The organism is Candidatus Accumulibacter propinquus (assembly GCF_056856495.1).
Genome location: NZ_JBSEHC010000001.1, coordinates 304,729 through 322,451, shown reverse-complemented (window position 1 = coordinate 322,451; position 17,723 = coordinate 304,729). Strand labels below are relative to the sequence as shown.

The window sequence follows — 17,723 nt, the reverse complement described above, 5'->3', positions numbered from 1 at the left end:
TGACTGAAACGTCGTCCCGTGCCGGCCCAACGCGCCTTCGACGACAGCCACCGGGTGGCAGCAAGCCGCTCCGCGGGCAGGGTCTGGCGCCTAGTCCAGCGCCGTCGCTTCGACCTCGGGGTTGAGCACCGCCTGGCGCGGGGACGGCAGGAAATGGCGGGCTTCGCTCACCCTCAGCCAGTCCTTGTGGGTAGTCAGCAAGACCAGAGTCTTGGTCACATACTCGTGTGAAGAGAGTTCGTCCGCGGCGTAGCGCCGCAACAACGCCAGCCACCGGGAATGAATTGCACAGGGAATTTGCTTGTCGCCACCGGCCAGCGGACAATCCGCACAGCGGGTCATCGCCAGCCGATTGACCGCTACGTGCTTCTGCCATTGTTGACGATATTGCCTGGCGTTGGCTTCAATCCAGGCTAACGCCCGCAGGTCCCGCTCTTCCGGCGGAAATTTCCCGACATAGTCGACGATGGCGGCCACCTGCTGCCGAAAGAACTCCGCATCGGAAATATCGGAATTCGACAGGCCACCGACAAAACGGGCGATCAGCGCCAGCGTCGGATCATCAACGATGTACATATCCACACCTTCTGCGGCATCGGCGCACAACCGGCAAACAAATTTACTATAACACAATTTGTTGCGGTGCAGCAAACAACAACAACCTCGCGCCAAACGGTGATTCCGATCCTGCCAATCAGTCGCTGCAGATCGATTGCGTGAAAGTCGTGCAGAAGCCATGCACAACAAGTGCTGTACATTTGTACAGCTTTCGATTAATCTTTCGCACGTTGCTGCGGATCCTGATCAACTCATTCCTTTGGAGGACTTGCTTACCATGAATCGCATCCAGAAGTGGCTTGAGCAAATTGCAGGCGTGTCTCGGGCAGAGCGTGCCCGTTGGGCTCTTGCGCAGGAGATCTTCGGTTCTCAGCGCATGGACATATCGGCGTTACAAAAGCCGGCCTGCTGGCGGAGAAAGGAGGGAACGTGTAGTCCTCGGCGATAGGTTTGACCGGCGCGTTGGCCCCCCTCGGAAGCAAGCGCCACAGCCACAGCACCAACCAGAGCGCAGGCAAAACCGGGGCAGCGCCGTCCAACTGCTACTGAAGTCGGGAGCCCAGCCTGAACAGACTTGATTCTTGCCTTGACTCGAAGGGCCGCTTTACCAGGGGACTGTCGCCTGCGCAGCAACCGGCGCCCTGGCGAACTACTCGTCCGGATCTTCGCCGCGTACCAACAGGAGCGAAACCTGCGCCTTGCGCACCAGGCGCTCGGCTGCGCTACCCACGAAGTAACGTTCGATGCCGCGCCGGCCGTGCGTACCAACCACCAGCAAGTCGGCCTGCCACTCGGCTGCGGCCTCGATCAGCATGTCCGAAACATGCTTCTGCTCCGATTCGACGATCCTGACCTCGGCGTCGACCCCCACCGCACGCGCCGTTGCTGCCAGGCGGTCGAGAAAAGCCTGCGCACCGAGACGCAAGCGTGCCTCGGTCTTGCCGACGCTGTTCGGGAGCATCATCGCCACTTCACGTTGGGCAAGAATCGTCTCGTCGATCGCATGACAGATCGCCAGCTTTGCACCCGTGACCTGGGCCAGTTCGATCGCCGCGTGCAGGACCTGGTCGGTCATGAAGCTCTCATCCACGGCAACCATGATTCGCTTGTACATTTGTCTCGGATCCTCTCTGGGCAAAGTTGTCAGACCAGTTCAACAATAACACCGATCGAGCGGTCGCGAACAGTGGGCACTATTTGAGGGTCAGCGACAAGCCTGCCGCTACCAGCGTCACTCGATCGCATGCCGCCGCCACCCGCTGGTTCAGGCGTCCCTGTTCGTCGGCAAAGAGGCGTGACAGTGCCGCCATCGGCACGATGCCGCAGCCGACCTCGTTGGAGACCAGGATGACGTGCCCGGGCAGTTGCGGCAGGAGATCGATCAGGGCTTGCGTCGCGCCGGCCAGATGCTGGCAGCAAATCGCTTCGCCGGCATCGGCCTGGCAGGCGGCTTCGCCGGAGAACAGCACATTCGACAACCACAGCGTCAGGCAGTCAACCAGCAGGCAGACGTCGGCAGCCGCGTGCCGACGCAATGCCGCGGCCAGATCGAGCGGCTCGACGACCAGCCCCCAGTCGGGACAGCGCCTTGCGCGATGATGTTCGATACGCCGCGACATCTCGGCGTCGAGTGGCAGCGCCGTCGCCACATAAACGACCCGCAGGCCGCTTTCCGTGGCACGGATCTCGGCCAATCGACTCTTGCCCGAACGGGCGCCACCAAGGATCAGTTCTCGCATCCCGCACAGCTTAGCATGGCCGGCGATGCGTATAATCTGCGGCTTTTGCCGAGGCCTGTCAGCGCATGCATTTCTCCATCTCGCCACCGGCAACCATGCCGGGCCTGCAGGCCCGGATCGACGGCAAGACCAAGCCACCCGGTTCACTCGGCCAGCTCGAACGCCTGGCCCTGCAGATCGGCCAGGTCCAGCAGTCACTGAGCCCGAGTCTCGATCACCCGCATCTGCTCGTCTTCGCCGGCGACCACGGCGCCGCCCGTGCCGGTGTCTCGGCCTACCCGCAGGAAGTGACCTGGCAGATGGTCGAGAACTTTCTCGCCGGAGGCGCGGCGATCAATGTTTTCGCCCGCCACAACGGCCTGCAGTTGCAGGTGATAGACGCTGGCGTGGCACACGATTTCGGCGCACGCGATGGCCTGGTCGACGCCAAGATCGCCTTCGGCACGCGCAACTCTATCGAACAGGCGGCGATGAGCGCCGCAGAGCGCGACCTGGCGCTGGCACGCGGCGCCGCCATCGCCCGCGGCCTGGCCGACCAAGGTTGCCGGGTGATGGCCTTCGGCGAAATGGGCATCGGCAACACCGCCGCCGCGTCGCTGCTGACGCAGCAACTGACCGGCGCACCGCTGGCCGACTGCGTCGGGCGGGGCACCGGCCTCGACACCGCCGGACTGGCACGCAAACGGACCTTGCTGGCGCAGGCGGTGGGCCGCGCGGCGCTACCACCCGATGCCGATGCGCTACTGGTGCTCGCCGAATTCGGCGGTTTCGAGATGGCGATGATGGCTGGCGCGATGCTCGCCGCAGCCGAACGCGGGATACTGCTGCTGATCGATGGCTTCATCGTCACCTCGGCGTTGCTGGTGGCCACCGCCATCGCGCCATCGCTTCGCGACTACTGCATCTTCTGCCACCGCTCGGCGGAACCGGGCCATGTCGTCCAACTGCGGGCGTTGCAGGCCGAACCTCTGCTCGACCTCGGCCTGTGCCTCGGCGAGGGAACGGGCGCCGCTCTCGCCTGGCCGCTGGTGCGCGCCGCCGCCGCTTTCCTCAACGAAATGGCCAGCTTCGCGTCGGCCGGCGTCAGCGGACAGGCCTGAGGCTACACTGTGGTTCGCTGGAGGTGTACTGCTGATCGGCAATTTTGGCAACACCTCGCCACCGGCCGTCTGACTGCGACGCTGATCGGCGAGCATCCGCAGCGCCGTGTCGATACTTCCCGACCGAGTTGCCGCAGATCAATAGCTGGTCGCTTGCCAACACTTGGCGCTGGGTGCAGTTGATGATCGTCGGGTAACCGCGCTCTCCGACTCGTGAGTTGATGCGCGATTTACCCATGCGCGAGAGCACTGCTGCCTGCCATTGAACGGGATGATTCGTACTTGCGCGCGCTTGTTCCGCCTACATCACACGAACGCAAAATGCCCGTTGTCCATCTGCATCAGCGAATGCGTCGGTGCCAGTGCGCTCTTGCGGTGGGCGTCAGCTCGGGGTAGTAGACGGTCAAAGTAGAATGTGGCAGTTTGAATCTTGGCGCGATAGAAATCCGCGGACTCGTTCCCTTTGCCGTTGAGTAACAGTGTTTGTGCTTTTTCAGCCTGCAAGACGAAGTAGTAACCCATCATCACGTAACCTGAATACATCAGGTAGTCGACGCTGGCAGAACCCACGAGATCGCGATCCTTGCCCGCACGCAGCAGGATGCGCAAGGTGAGAATATTCCACTCGATGGCGCGCCGCAAGGTCGAGCGTGCCATGCTGCCGATGGGGCCCGATGCAAACACATGCCTCCTTGCCAGGCGCAACATGATGCGCGTGAAATCGCGTACGCACTTTCCTCTGGTGCCGATCAATACCTTGCGGCCAAGCAGGTCAAGCGCCTGAATCCCGGTGGTCCCTTCGTAGAGTGTGGCGATGCGGGCATCGCGGGCGATCTGCTCCATGCCGTGCTCGTGGATGTAGCCATGCCCCCCGAAGACTTGCATGCCCAGATTGGCGGCTTCGAGGCCCATTTCGGTGAGGAAGCCTTTCAGGATGGGGGTATAGAAACCAAGCTCGTTGTCGTAGTGTTCGAAATTGGCGTGGTCCTTTTCGAACGCCGCGTTAAACATCAGGTCTGCTGTTTGCACAGCGGCATAGAGCATCGCCCGGCCACCTTCGGCGATGGCTTTTTGGGTCAGCAACATGCGTCGCACATCGGCGTGCCAGATCAAGGCGTCTGCACTGGCCTCAGGATCCTTCTTTCCCGAGAGGGCGCGCATGGATCGTCTCTCTTTGGCATAGGCCAGAGCACCCTGAAACGACGCTTCGGCGTGGGCAACGCCCTGAATTGCTATCCCGAGTCGTGCCGTGTTCATGAAGGTGAACATGGCTTCCAGGCCCTTGTTGGGTTCAAAAATCAGATGGCCGATCGCCTCGTCAAAATTCAGCACCGCAGTCGCCGACCCGCGAATTCCCATCTTGTGTTCGATCGCGCCGCAAGTGACGGTATTGCGTTGACCGGCAGAGCCGTCTTCAGTAACTAGAAACTTCGGCACCACGAACAACGAAATGCCGCGTGTGCCGGCCGGTGCACTCGGCACGCGGGCGAGGACGACATGCACAATATTCCCGGCCAGATCGTGCTCGCCGGCCGAGATGAAGATCTTGGTGCCGGTAATCTTGTAGCTGCCGTCGGGTTGGGGCTCGGCCCTGGTCTTGATCTGCGCCAGGTCGGTGCCGCACTGCGGCTCGGTCATGCACATGGTACCGGTCCACTCGCCGCTGACGAGTGCCGGCAGATAGCGTGCTTTTTGTGCCTCGGTGCCGTATTGCAACAAGGTGTTGATACAGCCCAGGCTCAAGCCCGGATACATGTTGAACGACCAGTTGGCCGCGCCCATCATCTCGGTCTTGAACAGGCTGATCGACGTCGGCAACCCCTGACCACCGTATTCGATCGGGAATGAAAGCCCTTGCCAGCCACCTTCGACGAACTGCCGGTAGGCCTCCTTGAATCCAGTTGGCGTGCTGACTTCGCCGGCCTTGAAGCGGCAGCCTTCTTTGTCGCCGGAAAGATTGATCGGTGCGAGGACTTTTTCACACAGGACGGCGATGCCTTCAAGGATGGCATCGACCACGTCGGGCGTCGCCTCGCCGCCGTTTGATAACCCCGCATAATGCGCGGGGTAGTCAAACACCTCATTGATCAGAAAGCGCATTTCACGCAGGGGAGCTTTGTAGGTCGGCATGGTGCGTTCTTTCGAGGCAGGAAGGAGAAGGCTCAACGTCACTGCAGCAAAGGGCTATGCGGTGGCGGATGACGTCTTCAGGACGACGGAGAATAGTGAACGATTGTACTCTGTATAATCCTGCCAAGTTTGGAAAATTGAGATTGTTTCAACATCCATATGTATATTAATATCAATTTAACAGTCTATTGAGTTTAATTACCGTTACAATCGTTTCATTTCACAAGTTGCAGAGTACATTCATGCCACCCAGGGTCGCCGCACCGAATATTTCCGATACGCTTTCGCGCAGTGCGCGCAAGGATTTCACCAGAGCGAGTCTGTTACAGGCCGCACTGACGCTGATGGGCGATGGACGCAGCTTTACCAGCCTCGGATTGCGTGAAATCGCACGCGAAGCCGGCGTGGTGCCGACGGCTTTCTACCGTCACTTTCGCAACACCGATGAGTTGGGCCTGGTGCTGGTTGAAGAGGTGGGAATTACGCTGCGCCGACTACTGCGTGAGGCACGCAAGATGGATGTGGCGCCACGCGACATGCTGCGGCGTTCAGTCAGCGTCTATCAGGAATACGTAAAATTGAACCGGTTGCAGTTCATGTTCATCTCCAGCGAACGATCAGGGGGCAGTCGCATACTGCGTTTGGCGATTCGAAATGATGTCACGCATTTCACCAATGAGATGGCGCAGGATTTCCGCATGCGTGGTTTATACGCAAATTTGCCGACAGCAAGTCTGCAAATGGTGTGCGGCATGTTGGTGATGGCCATGCTCGCCGCAGCGACAGACATTCTCGACTTGCCGCCCGACCAACCACTGCTGGAATCCGAAATGTTGGAAAACTTCGTTCAGCAACTCAAGATCATTCTCTTCGGGGCGACCTGCTGGAATGATGCCTTGAGCAAGAGTAACGCCGCCAAGCAGACATCAGGGCCGAGTGCTGCCAACTGTCGTGATGGCCTCTTGACCCATATTGATCACGCAGCGTGATGTTCGGGTAGCCAACCATCAGATGACGCGGTAGCCGGTTCCTGGATCATCGGCGCGTACGTGCCCCCTCCCCTTGCGTCTGATGTCAATGCATTCAGGTCGCAATTCGTGCGGGGAGCAGGCGATCGTATTCCTTCTTGACTACCCCGTAGCACTCGCAAGTGCGCCGCTCCAACCCTCGACGGTCGAGCACCGTGATGTGACCACGCCGGTACTCGATCAGGCCGGCCTGCTGTAAATGACCGGCAGCTGCGGTGATGCCCTCGCGGCGGACGCCAAGCATGCTGGCGATGAGTTCCTGCGTCATCACGATTTCCTTCGAGGACAGACGATCCATGCTCGACAGCAGCCAGCGACAGAGTTGCTGGTCCAGCGAATGGTGGCGATTGCACACCGCTGTCTGCGCGATCTGCGTTAACAGCGCCTGGGTATAACGCAAGAGCAAATGGAACGTAGGTCCGGCGCGGTTGAACTCCTGGATCATCAGGGCCGACTTGATTCGAAACACCTGGCCGGCGCTGCGTACCACCGCGCAGCTTGGCATCGTTTCGCCGCCCATTAACAGCGAAGTGCCGACAAAGCCTTCGCGACCCACAACGGCGATCTCGACCGAAGCGCCGTCGTTCATCAAGGACTGTAGCGAAACGATGGCTGTCGTCGGAAAATAGGCGTGCGTCAATCTGGCACCGGACCCGTGGAGAACACTACCTGCTGGCATATCCACGGCTTCGAGCTGCGGTGACCAGCGTGCCCATTGCGCCTCGGGCAGTGCGGCCAGCAGATGATTGTGCCGTAGGTTGCCAGATGCCGCTACGTGTGTCTGCAAAGGATTTCCATCCTGGCGTAAACCTGTGTTATTGCAGGTTGCCATGCTGTCGGGCAGCGAGAACCGCCGCCAGTGGAAAAGCTCCCGTCATGAGCGGGAAATTCTCCTGCTCGGCACACCGGTCGATTCACCAGCACCAGGCGCCACCACCGGGTCGTGGGTGCGGCAGTCACAGTACACCTGTGTTTCAGTCATAATGCGTGGGTGATTGAACCCTCCACCAGCCATTTACCGGACATGCTGTTTGCTCGCATAGGGGAAGACAGCGCCGTGAAAGCCAGCCGCCGCACGGCCCGCTGCTGCGCGCGCGACGCGGGCGCTGTACACCAATGTCGTTGGCAGCGGAACCGACACCAAGCCCTCGGCGGCTTCCGCCAGGCCAGAACGGGGAGGACCGGATGTCCGCAGTGATCGACTCACTGTGCGACTCGATCGCCGTGGTCAACGAACAGGGCCTGATCATCAGCGTCAACCAGGCGTGGCGAACTTTTGCCGACAACAACGGCGGCAGCGCTGACCTTGCGGCGGGGATTGGTATCGATTATCTGGCGACGTTGCGACGCGCTGCCGCCAGCGATTCGTTTGCCTGTGCGGCGCTGCAGGGCAGCGCAGCGGTCCTGGCGGGACGGCAGACGCTGTTCACCCTGGAGTACCCTTTCAACACTCCCGACGGCGAGCACTGGTTCGAGCTGCACGTTACCCCCTTGCAGGGCGCTGTCAAGGGGATGGTCGTCGGGCATCGGGAAATCACCGCGCGCAAGCTCGACCAACGCGCGCTCGAACAGTGCAGCGCCGACCTGCGCCATCACGAACACCACTTGCAAGCGGTATTCAACAGCGTGTCGTCGATGATCGGTTACTGGGACCGCACACTGCACAACCGCTTCGCCAACCACGCCTATCGCGACTGGTTCGGTGTCGAACCGGCGACTATCCCCGGTAAACATATCCGGGAAGTGATCGGCGAGGAGCGCTATCGGCTCAACCTGCCCTATATCGAGGCGGTACTGAATGGCGTCGCACAGCAATTCGAGCGCGCCATACCATCACCAGACGGTCGCTCGGTGCGCTATGCGCTGGCCCGTTACCTTCCCGACATCGTCGATGGCGAGGTACGCGGGTTCTTCGTCGAGGTCGTGGACGTGACCTCGATCAAGAGCAGCGAGCAGGCCTTGCAACGCGCTCAGGAAGTCGGCCGCGTCGGTAGTTACATTATCGAACTGCCGTCCGGGCGTTGGGTCGGCAGCCCGATGCTCGACCGCATTTTCGGTATCGGCCCCGAGTATGAACATACCGTCGATGGCTGGGGACGGCTGCTGCATCCCGACGACCGTCAGGCCATGCTCGACTACGGCCGGCAGGTGATTGCCGAGCGCCTGCCATTCGACCGGCAATACCGGATCGTACGACCCCGCGATGGCGCCGTGCGCTGGGTGCATGGCCTTGGTCAGATCGAGTGCACCCGGGACGGGATGCCTTTGCGCCTGGTCGGCACGGTGCAGGACATTACCGAAAACAAGCGCGCCGAGGCGGCGACGCAGGCGCTGCTGGACGAGAACACGCGCCTGGTGCGACAACTGATCGCCATGCAGGAACGCGAGCGTGCGGAGTTGGCACGCGAACTGCACGATGAACTCTCGCAACACCTGACCGCGATCCGTGCCTTCGCTGGCGCCATCCGGCGTAATGGCGTCTCCGACGGTGAGCGCATCAAGGCCGCCGCGCAGGCGATCGACGATTGCGCCAGTGAGATCTACACGGTGTCGCACCGGTTGATGGAGGGCCTGCATCCGAACGTTCTCGACGCAGCCGGTATCGTCGAGGCCATTGCCGCCCTGCTCGAGGCCTGGGGGCAGCAACATCCGGAGATTGAGTGGCGGGCCTCCCTGGCTCGCGACCTGGTCTGCGACGCGCCGCAGTTGCGGGTGGCCATCTATCGCATCGTGCAGGAATGCCTGAACAATGTCTCCCGGCATGCGCAAGCCCACCGGCTACGGGTCATCCTCGCCAGCCGGCCGTCGCCGACCGGCGGGAAGCTGCGTCTGGTCGTCCGCGACGATGGCGTCGGGCTGGAGGTCGCTGCACCGCATGCCGGATTCGGCCTGCTCGGCATGCGCGAACGCGTCCTGAGCCTCGGTGGTTCACTGCAGATTCGCAGCCCGCACGGCTGCGGCACCCGCGTGTGCGTCCTGCTGCCGATTGGTCACGACGGTGAGCCAGATACGCAGGAACAGCAAGACCATGACCGTTTCCCCTCGCCGCTGAACCTGCTCCCGCGTACTGGCGAGAGGCGATTCATGAGTCGCTGACACGACTTCAAGGGCAAGTCCAAAACCTTTGCGCGGGTGCACGCACAGGGGCGACCGCTGCCGCCACGCTCGTCAGGGTTCGACCAGGCCCTGCCGTATCGCCATTCGAGCCATTTCTGCCGGACTGGCCACCGCGAGCTTGGCCTTGATCTGAGTGAAATGGTTGCTGACGGTCTTGCTGCTCAGGTGGAGGATACTCGCGCACTCGGACAGCGTGTGGCCCTCGCTGAGCAGCTTGAAGATCTGGAACTCGCGTTGCGTCAGCTGCTTGAACTGGTTAGCCGCCGACGGGCGGTGGCGGTCCAGAAGCGCTGGCAACATGTCGCCGCTGACAAAGGATTCGCCACGCGCGACCCGCTTGAGTCCCTCCAGCAGGGTATCGACCTTGCTGCCCTTGGTGACAAAACCCAGCGCGCCGGCTTCGAGCGCCCGTTCGAGCAGCACCTGCGAGTTATGCACACTATAGACCAGGATGGCTGCCCGCGGGTCGAGTGCACGGATGCGACGGATGGCTTCGATGCCGCCGAAGCCATCCATGCTGAGATCCATGACTACGGCGTCTGGACGCTGCGTACGGTATTCGGCGTAGGCCGCTTCGCCACTGCCGACCTCCAGCAGCACACGCAACGCCGGATCGGAATCGATCAGGCTGCGCAGGCCGGCGCGTAGCGCCGGGTGGTCGTCGACCACCATCACCCTGACGGGGTTTGCTGTCGAATTGAAAGTGATGCCGCGCCCACCCATGTACACTCCCTTCTTGCCGCCGACCGCAATCGCGAGGCCCGCGTTCCCTGCTGGCCGGCGTTATCCTCGATCAGCCCCGCCGGCGTCCGTACAGTCTGGCCAGTGCGGCAAGCCTTCCGGCGTGTTCCGCCTCGACCTGCTGCCAACTGAACCGCCATTCCCAGGATCCCTCGCTACGGCTCGGCTCGTTCATGCGATGAGCCGAATCGAGGCCGAGCACATCCTGCATCGGGATGACGCAAAGCGATGCCACCGACGAACAGGCCAGGCGGATCAGGTGCCAGTGCACCTCATCTCCGGCCTCTTCGCCAACACCCAGGTAAGAGCGCACATACTCCTGCTCCGGGTGGCCAAGCGACTCCCACCAGCCACGGCTCGTGTCGTTGTCGTGGGTGCCCGTATAGACGACGGTATTGGCGTCGTAATTGTGTGGCAGATAGGGGTTCCTGGCGTCGCCGTCGAAAGCGAACTGCAGGATGCGCATGCCGGGCAAACCAATCGCCTGGCGCAGAGCGTCGACTTCAGGGGTGATGATGCCGAGATCTTCGGCGATGATCCGCAGCCGCCCCTGGGCGTCGCCCAACTCGCGACGCATGGCGGTGAACACGTCTTTCCCCGGCCCTGGCCGCCACTGTCCGTCGACTGCCGTCGCGGACTCGGCGGGAATCTCCCAGAAGGACTCGAAGCCACGAAAGTGATCGATACGTACGATGTCGCAGAGCCTCATCGTTTGCCGCATCCGCTCGACCCACCAGCGATAGTCTTCGGCGGCGTGCGCCGACCAGCGGTAGAGCGGGTTGCCCCAGCGCTGCCCGGTGGCGCTGAAGTAATCCGGGGGGACCCCGGCCACCACGCGCGGATGACCCTGTTTGTCGAGTTCGAAAAGCCCGGGATTGGACCACACATCGGCACTGTGTGCGGCAACGAAGATCGGCAGGTCACCGACGATCTCGATGCTGCGCGAACGGGCGTAGGTCTTGAGTGCCCCCCACTGCTCGTAAAAACGCCATTGGCAGAATTGCCAGAACCTGATTTCTTCGGCATGCCGGGCTTGTGCTTCGCGTAGTGCCGCCGGCTGTCGATGGGCCAATGCGGCCGGCCAATCCTGCCACATTCGGCCGTCTCCACCATGGGCAATGTCCAGGGCCATGAACAGTGCGTAGTCGTCGAGCCACGCGTGTTCATCGGTGCAGAAGGCTTCAAAAGCCGTGCGCTCGGCGGCAGGCTTGCGCCCGAAGAAACGTTTGGCGGCCCGTCGCAAATGGGCAACCCGGAAGCACCGCACCGCACCGTAGTCAATCCGGCCTTCCGGAAAAGCCGGTACTGACGCCAGATCGGCGTCGCTGAGCCAGCCGGCGTCGCGCAGTTGGCACAGATCGATCAGCAGTTCATTACCGGCAAAAGCCGAAGGGCTGATATAGGGTGAATTGCCCGGCCCGGCGCTACCCAGCGGCAACACCTGCCAGCACGACTGACCAGCGGCAACCAGCCAGTCGACGAAGTGATAAGCGGCCGGTCCCAGATCGCCCGAACCATGCGGGCCGGGCAGCGAGGTCGGGTGAAGCAGAATCCCGCCACGGCGGGGAAGTGAGGTCATGCTGATCCCTTGTCTGGAGCTTGATGTCGTCGCTAGCTGCAGGGGTTCGGGCGGGTCAGAAAACCGCCCGACCGAAGACTCAATAGACTTCCGGAACATACTTCAGCGGCAGATTGGCTTCCTGATAGTCGCCTGGCTTTCTGCCGTTTCGGCAGGGTGATCTTTGGCTGCTTGACGACCTCGTACGGGATGCTGCTCAGAATATGCTTGATGATGTTCAGGCGTACGCGTTTCTTGTCGTCGGAGCGGGCGACGAACCAGGGCGCCCACTCGGTGTCCGTTGCCTTGAACATTTCGTCGCGCGCGTGCGAGTAATCGTACCAGCGGCTGTACGACTTGAGGTCCATCGGCGACAGCTTCCACTGCTTGCGCGGATCGGTGATGCGGGCCTCCAGGCGGCGCGTCTGCTCATCCATGTCGACTTCGAGCCAGTACTTGAGCAGGATGATGTTGTTGGCTTTGCCGACCACCAGCTTTTCGAAGAGGGGCGCCAGTTTGAGAAAACCCTGCACCTGCTCGTCGCTGGCGAAGCCCATGACGCGTTCGACACCGGCGCGGTTGTACCAACTACGGTCGAAGATCACCACCTCTCCGGCTGCCGGCATGTGCGGCAGGTAACGCTGTACATACATCTGGGTCTTCTCGCGCTCGGTCGGAGCCGGCAGGGCGACAACCCGGAAGATGCGCGGGCTGACGCGCCCGGTGATCGCCTTGATAGTGCCGCCCTTGCCGGCCCCGTCACGGCCTTCGAAGAGGATCACCACCTTCAGGCCCTTCTCGATCACCCAGGTTTGCAGGTGTACCAACTCGGCCTCGAGTTTTTCGAGTTCCTTGAGGTATACCCGCTCGGACATTCTTTTCGCTGGCTTGCTCTGGGGCTCGCCCTCGGTCTGTTCTGCCGGCGACTCGGGACCAGGGCTGATCACTTGCTCGGCCTTGACACGCTTTGCCGACTTGCCTTTCTTGCTCATTGACTTCTCCTCTTGATACGCTTCGATGGACTGCCATGGCTGGCTGGCGACCCCACAGGCGGGCGCCGAGCAGTCAGGCATGCCAAAACACGCCGACGGGAAGACCACTGCGCCGGCACCTGCCAGGCCTACTGCGGGAGGACCTCGTCCCGCCTCACTCCTCCTGCAACGGCGACTTTCTCCGCCTCGACCACCCAGCCGCCGCCCATTGCCTTGTAGAGATTGATCATCGCCTGCAACTGGGTCTGCTGCGTCTGCGTGTACTGCAACTGGACATTGAACAAGCTACGTTCCGCATCCAGGACTTCGATATAGCTGGTGTAGCCGTTTTCGTAGCGCAGCCGCGCCGTCCCCGCATACTGCTCCAGAGCTCCCACCTGGCGTTTCTGCGCCTGCAACTGGGCACGCGTGCGGTCCTGGTCGATCAGCGCGTCATTGACTTCGCGAAAGGCTTGCTGGATGGCCCTCTGATACGCAAACAATGCTTGCTGCTGTTGCGCTTCCGCCGCCTGCACCTGACCGGCGATGGCGCCGGCCGTGAAGATCGGCATGCTGATCGGTGCAGCGTACTGCCAGACCTTCGACTGGCTGTCGAAAAGATTGCCAAGGCTGTTGCTGGCGTAGCCGAACAGGCCGGTCAGCGAGAGGGTCGGAAAGTAAGCCGCCTTGGCCGCGCCGATCAGGGCATTGGCGGCAATCAGGCTCTGCTCCGCCTGCTGGATGTCTGGCCGTCGCTCAAGAATATCCGAGGGTAGACCGGCTGGAATGGCCGGGAGCAACAGTTGATCAATGTTCCTGCCGCGGGTAATCGGCCCGGGGTTGCGACCGAGCAACACGCTCAGGCCATTCTCCTGTTGTACGATCGACTTCTCGATGGCCGGGATGGTGGCCAGAGCTTCCTCGTACTGGGACTGGTTCTGACTCAGTTCGAGCAACGAGATGATGCCACCCGCGTAACGCTCCTTGAAGATCTCGTACGAATCTCCGCGACTTTTCGCCGTCGCCCTGGCGATTTCCAACTGGCGATCGAGGTCGCGGAGGTTGACGTAGGCACCGGCAACGCTACCGACCAGAGAGAGGATGACCGCTCGCCGGCCGTCCTCGCTGGCCAGGAGCTGTGCCCTCGCCGCTTCGGTCTGGCGGCGAATGCGGCCCCAGATATCGATCTCCCAACTGGCATTGAGCACCGCCTGATAGTTGTTGTAGGTCGAGGAGGTCGATGCGCCCGGAGCGACGCCCTTCTGTCGGCTCACCTCGTAGCCGGCGCCAACCTGCGGAAAGAGGGCGGAACGGACGAATCCATATTGGCCGGCAAACTCTTCGATGCGCGCGCTGGCAATCAGCAGATCCTTGTTGGCAAGCAGGGCGGCGCTGACCAGTTCGTTGAGTACCGGGTCGCCGAACTGCTCCCACCAGGCAGTATTGGCCAGATCCCTGGCGTCCTGGTCACTCAGACGCCAGGCCGTCGGCGTGTCGATAGTTGGACGCACGTAATCGGGTCCAACCATGCAGCCACCGACCAGCAGCGCCAGCAGTGCGGCCAACAAGGGCTTACGCATGGCTATCTCCCTCCTTTCCAGCAATCGGTACCGTGGAACTCTCGGTGGCCGCGGCGACGCTCTCCCCAGCGTGGTGACCGACCCCGGTGTCGCCCTTGTGACTGATCTTTTCGACCACGTAGAAAGTCACCGGAATGATGAAGATGGCAATGCAGGTAGCGGCCAGCATGCCGCCGATCACCGCACTGCCCATCACCTGTCGGGAAATGGCACCAGCGCCGCTGGCGATGGCCAGCGGAACGCAGCCGAGGATGAAGGCGAACGAAGTCATCAGGATTGGCCGCAGGCGCAGTTCCGCGCCTTTGAGCGTCGATTCGGCGAGCGACAGTTCGCCCTTCTCGTATTCCATCTTGGCGAACTCGACGATCAGGATCGCGTTCTTGGCCGCCAGACCGATCAGCATCACCAGGCCGATCTGCGCATAGACGTTGAGTTCCTGGCCGCGCCACAGCAGCGCGGCGAAGGCGCCGGCGACGGCGATCGGCGTACCGAGCAGGACCGAGAAAGGCAGCGACCAGCTTTCGTACTGCGCCGCCAGGATCAGGAAGACGCAGAGCAGCGAGAAACCAAAGATGACCATCGGCGAGACGCCCTGCTGGGCCTTTTGCTCCTGGAACGACATGCCCGAGTAGTCGTAACCCATTTCGCTTGGCATCGTCTCGGCGAAAACTGCTTCGAGCGCCCGCATCACCTGCACCGAACTGTAACCAGGCGCTGCCGAAGCGTTGATCTGTGCGCTGCGGTAGAGGTTGTAGCGCATCGTGAATTCCGGACCCGAGATGTTGCGGATCGAGGTCAGCGCCGAGAGCGGCACCGCTTCACCCTTGTTGTTGCGCACGTAGAAGCGCCCGACGTTCTCGATGTTGGTCCGGTATTCGCCCTCGGCCTGCACATAGACCTGCCACTGGCGTCCGAAGCGGTTGAAGTAGTTGATGAAACCGCTGCCGAGGAAGCTTTGCAGCGTCTTGTAGACATCGCTGATAATGACCCCCTGCTTCAATACCTTGTCCTGATCGACTTCGATGAAAAGCTGCGGCACGATCGGCAGGAAGGTGGTCGAAACGCTGGCCAGCTCGGGGCGCTTTTTCGCCGCTTCGATAAACTTGGTGGTGTTCGCGGCAAGGAAGGCGATGTCTTTTCCAGCGCGGTCTTCGAGAATGAAAGTCGCCCCGCCGGAGGTGCCGACCCCCTGAATGGCCGGTGGCGGAAACGCAAAAGCAATGGCGCCGGGGATGCTGGCGAGCCGCTTCGTCAACTCGGCCTTGATCGCGGTGTACTGTTCGTCGGGTGCTTTGCGTTCGCCCCAGTTCTTGAGCGTGATGAAGAAGAAAGCGCTGTAGGTATTGGTCACCTGGCTCAGCATGCTGTAGCCGATGACGGTGGTCGTGTATTGGACGCCTGGCACCTTCATGATCAGATCTTCGGCTTGCGCGGCAATATCCGAGGTGCGCTGCAAGGATGAGGCATTGGGGAGCTGGATCGCGGCAAAGACGTAACCCTGGTCTTCATCCGGGAGGAAGCCGGCAGGGACGAGCTTGCCGAAGAAACCCGCCACAACCGCGACGGCCACCAGAAAAAAGAGGCTCATCACGCTGCGGCGGATGGCGAGCCGGCAGACACCGACATAACCGCCGGTGACCCGGCCGAAAGCGCGATTGAACCCGTCGTAGAATTTCTGCAACGGGCCACTACCCCTGACCTTGGGTCGCAGCAGCAGCGCACAGAGCGCCGGGCTGAGCGTCAGCGCGTTGAAGGCCGAGATGATCACCGAGATGGCGATGGTCACGGCGAACTGCTGGTAGAGCTGGCCGGTGATGCCGGGAATGAAAGCCGTCGGTACGAAAACCGCCGCCAGGATGACGGCAATGGCGATCACCGGCCCGGTCACCTCGCTCATCGCCCGCAGTGTCGCGTCCTTGGGTGACAAACCATGTTCGATGTGGTGCTCGACGGCTTCGACGACGACGATCGCGTCATCGACGACGAGGCCGATGGCCAGCACCAGACCGAACAGCGACAGCGTGTTGATCGAGAAACCGAACATCGGAAAGAGCATGAAGGTGCCGACCAGCGACACCGGCACCGCCAGCAGCGGGATCAGCGTCGCCCGCCAGCCCTGCAGGAAGACGAAGACGACGATCATCACCAGCACCAGCGCTTCGATCAGCGTGTGCTCGATCTCCTTGATTCCTTCGGTGACCGACAGCGTCGTGTCGAGGGCGATGACGTATTCGAGGTCGGGCGGGAAACTCTCCTTGATCTTCTCCATCAGCTTTTTGGCGCCGTCGGCGGCGTCGAGCGCATTGGCGCCGGGCATCTGGTACAGCGCGACGAGCGCCGCCGGTTTGCCGTTCAGCCGGCCCTGCTGGCTGTAGGTCTGCGCACCGAGCTCGATTCGCGCCACGTCGGCGACGCGCACCACCGAACCGTCGGGGTTGGCGCGCAGGACGATGTTGCCGAACTCTTCGGTGCTCTGCAGCCGCCCCTGCGCGCGCACCGCGTAGGTGAACGACTGCCCCGCCGGCACCGGCTCGCCGCCGATCGTCCCGGCCGGATTGACGGTGTTCTGGTTCTGGACGGCGTTGATGATTTCCGGAACCGTGATGTTCAGCTTGGCCAACTGGTCGGGCTTGACCCACAGTCGCATCGCGTACTGGCCGGCGCCGAAAACGGTGACGCTGGCGATCCCCTTGACGCGCGTCATCTGGTCGTTGATGTTGATGTACGCGTAGTTGGCGAGAAAAACATTGTCGTAGGTGCCGTTCGGCGAGTAGAGCGCGAACATGATCAGCGGCGAAGACGTCGATTTCTGGACCGTCACGCCGTAATTGCGCACGTCCGAGGGCAGTTGCGACTCGGCCTGGCCTTCGCGCATCTGGGCGAGCAACTGGTCGGTGTTGGCGTCGGTGCCCAGCGCGAAGTTGACGTACAGGGTGGACTGGCCATTGTTGGCGTTGATCGAGTACATGTAGTCCATGTTGTCGACGCCGGACATCTGCTGCTCGATCGGCGTGGCGACCGCCTGTTCGACGGTCAGCGCGTCGGCGCCGGTGTAGGTGCTGCTGACCTGGATCTGCGGCGGAACGATGTTCGGGAACTGGGCGGTCGGCAGGCCCGACATGGCGACCAGGCCGACGATGGTCATCAGGATCGAGATGACCATGGCCACGATCGGCCGGTTGATGAAGAACTTGGACATGG

Annotated in this window: 12 protein-coding genes and 1 pseudogene; 3 read left to right on the top strand and 10 right to left on the bottom strand. The window is 61.8% G+C overall.

All coding sequences use genetic code 11. From position 1 onward, the window contains the following. Positions 1-90 precede the first annotated feature (90 nt). The 3 genes from AC15MQ_RS01430 to cobU all read right to left on the bottom strand — a co-directional run bounded on the left by AC15MQ_RS01430 (position 91) and on the right by cobU (position 2,297). Entirely contained in the window at positions 91-576 is a 486-nt protein-coding gene (locus AC15MQ_RS01430) for a hypothetical protein (protein ID WP_287653162.1), read from the bottom strand. A 631-nt stretch (positions 577-1,207) separates the two neighbouring features. Further along, positions 1,208-1,672, bottom strand: a complete 465-nt coding sequence (locus AC15MQ_RS01425; RefSeq protein WP_287670594.1) for a universal stress protein — start codon at positions 1,670-1,672, stop codon at positions 1,208-1,210. A gap of 79 nt (positions 1,673-1,751) precedes the next feature. Next, positions 1,752-2,297 carry a bifunctional adenosylcobinamide kinase/adenosylcobinamide-phosphate guanylyltransferase gene (gene cobU, locus AC15MQ_RS01420; protein WP_483079099.1) on the bottom strand — a complete coding sequence of 182 codons (546 nt, stop codon included), beginning with the start codon at positions 2,295-2,297 and terminating at the stop codon, positions 1,752-1,754. 65 nt (positions 2,298-2,362) lie between these two features. Between cobU and cobT the strand changes: the two genes are divergently transcribed. Continuing rightward, positions 2,363-3,397, top strand: coding sequence for a nicotinate-nucleotide--dimethylbenzimidazole phosphoribosyltransferase (gene cobT / locus AC15MQ_RS01415; protein WP_287653165.1), 1,035 nt, complete (start codon positions 2,363-2,365; stop codon positions 3,395-3,397). 306 nt (positions 3,398-3,703) lie between these two features. Here the strand turns inward: cobT and AC15MQ_RS01410 are convergent, their stop codons facing one another. Continuing rightward, positions 3,704-5,527, bottom strand: a complete 1,824-nt coding sequence (locus AC15MQ_RS01410; protein WP_483079098.1) for an acyl-CoA dehydrogenase C-terminal domain-containing protein — start codon at positions 5,525-5,527, stop codon at positions 3,704-3,706. A gap of 188 nt (positions 5,528-5,715) precedes the next feature. Between AC15MQ_RS01410 and fabR the strand changes: the two genes are divergently transcribed. After that, complete coding sequence (gene fabR, locus AC15MQ_RS01405) at positions 5,716-6,516, top strand: HTH-type transcriptional repressor FabR (protein ID WP_483079097.1); 801 nt, start codon at positions 5,716-5,718, stop codon at positions 6,514-6,516. Between the two features lie 94 nt (positions 6,517-6,610). On the opposite strand, the gene AC15MQ_RS01400 is transcribed toward fabR, so the two are convergent. After that, the gene (locus AC15MQ_RS01400) at positions 6,611-7,342 is read right to left on the bottom strand and encodes a Crp/Fnr family transcriptional regulator (protein WP_483079096.1); all 732 of its coding nucleotides are present in this window, start codon (positions 7,340-7,342) and stop codon (positions 6,611-6,613) included. Positions 7,343-7,740: 398 nt separating this feature from the next. On the opposite strand from AC15MQ_RS01400, the gene AC15MQ_RS01395 reads away from it, so the two are divergent. Beyond that, positions 7,741-9,651 carry a PAS domain S-box protein gene (locus AC15MQ_RS01395; protein ID WP_483079095.1) on the top strand — a complete coding sequence of 637 codons (1,911 nt, stop codon included), beginning with the start codon at positions 7,741-7,743 and terminating at the stop codon, positions 9,649-9,651. Positions 9,652-9,723: 72 nt separating this feature from the next. On the opposite strand, the gene AC15MQ_RS01390 is transcribed toward AC15MQ_RS01395, so the two are convergent. From AC15MQ_RS01390 to AC15MQ_RS01370, 5 genes and pseudogenes are all read right to left on the bottom strand, one after another. Continuing rightward, the gene (locus AC15MQ_RS01390; RefSeq protein WP_287669393.1) at positions 9,724-10,395 is read right to left on the bottom strand and encodes a response regulator; all 672 of its coding nucleotides are present in this window, start codon (positions 10,393-10,395) and stop codon (positions 9,724-9,726) included. Between the two features lie 70 nt (positions 10,396-10,465). Next, positions 10,466-11,992, bottom strand: coding sequence for a 4-alpha-glucanotransferase (malQ, locus tag AC15MQ_RS01385; protein WP_483079094.1), 1,527 nt, complete (start codon positions 11,990-11,992; stop codon positions 10,466-10,468). Positions 11,993-12,071: 79 nt separating this feature from the next. After that, positions 12,072-12,963 (bottom strand): annotated as a pseudogene (ppk2, locus tag AC15MQ_RS01380) (polyphosphate kinase 2). 128 nt (positions 12,964-13,091) lie between these two features. Further along, positions 13,092-14,522 (bottom strand): efflux transporter outer membrane subunit, encoded by a 1,431-nt coding sequence (locus tag AC15MQ_RS01375; protein WP_287669395.1) that lies wholly within the window; start codon positions 14,520-14,522, stop codon positions 13,092-13,094. Next, positions 14,515-17,721 (bottom strand): efflux RND transporter permease subunit, encoded by a 3,207-nt coding sequence (locus AC15MQ_RS01370; protein ID WP_483079093.1) that lies wholly within the window; start codon positions 17,719-17,721, stop codon positions 14,515-14,517. Before AC15MQ_RS01370 ends, AC15MQ_RS01375 begins: the two co-directional genes overlap by 8 nt. Positions 17,722-17,723: the final 2 nt, after the last annotated feature.

What these genes read in the sequence shown, in the direction of transcription:
- AC15MQ_RS01430 (WP_287653162.1), bottom strand. Translation starts at nt 576, where the DNA reads ATGTACATCGTTGATGATCCGACGCTGGCGCTGATCGCCCGTTTTGTC.
- AC15MQ_RS01425 (WP_287670594.1), bottom strand. Translation starts at nt 1,672, where the DNA reads ATGTACAAGCGAATCATGGTTGCCGTGGATGAGAGCTTCATGACCGAC.
- cobU (WP_483079099.1), bottom strand. Translation starts at nt 2,297, where the DNA reads ATGCGAGAACTGATCCTTGGTGGCGCCCGTTCGGGCAAGAGTCGATTG.
- cobT (WP_287653165.1), top strand. Translation starts at nt 2,363, where the DNA reads ATGCATTTCTCCATCTCGCCACCGGCAACCATGCCGGGCCTGCAGGCC.
- AC15MQ_RS01410 (WP_483079098.1), bottom strand. Translation starts at nt 5,527, where the DNA reads ATGCCGACCTACAAAGCTCCCCTGCGTGAAATGCGCTTTCTGATCAAT.
- AC15MQ_RS01395 (WP_483079095.1), top strand. Translation starts at nt 7,741, where the DNA reads ATGTCCGCAGTGATCGACTCACTGTGCGACTCGATCGCCGTGGTCAAC.
- AC15MQ_RS01390 (WP_287669393.1), bottom strand. Translation starts at nt 10,395, where the DNA reads ATGGGTGGGCGCGGCATCACTTTCAATTCGACAGCAAACCCCGTCAGG.
- malQ (WP_483079094.1), bottom strand. Translation starts at nt 11,992, where the DNA reads ATGACCTCACTTCCCCGCCGTGGCGGGATTCTGCTTCACCCGACCTCG.
- AC15MQ_RS01375 (WP_287669395.1), bottom strand. Translation starts at nt 14,522, where the DNA reads ATGCGTAAGCCCTTGTTGGCCGCACTGCTGGCGCTGCTGGTCGGTGGC.
- AC15MQ_RS01370 (WP_483079093.1), bottom strand. Translation starts at nt 17,721, where the DNA reads ATGTCCAAGTTCTTCATCAACCGGCCGATCGTGGCCATGGTCATCTCG.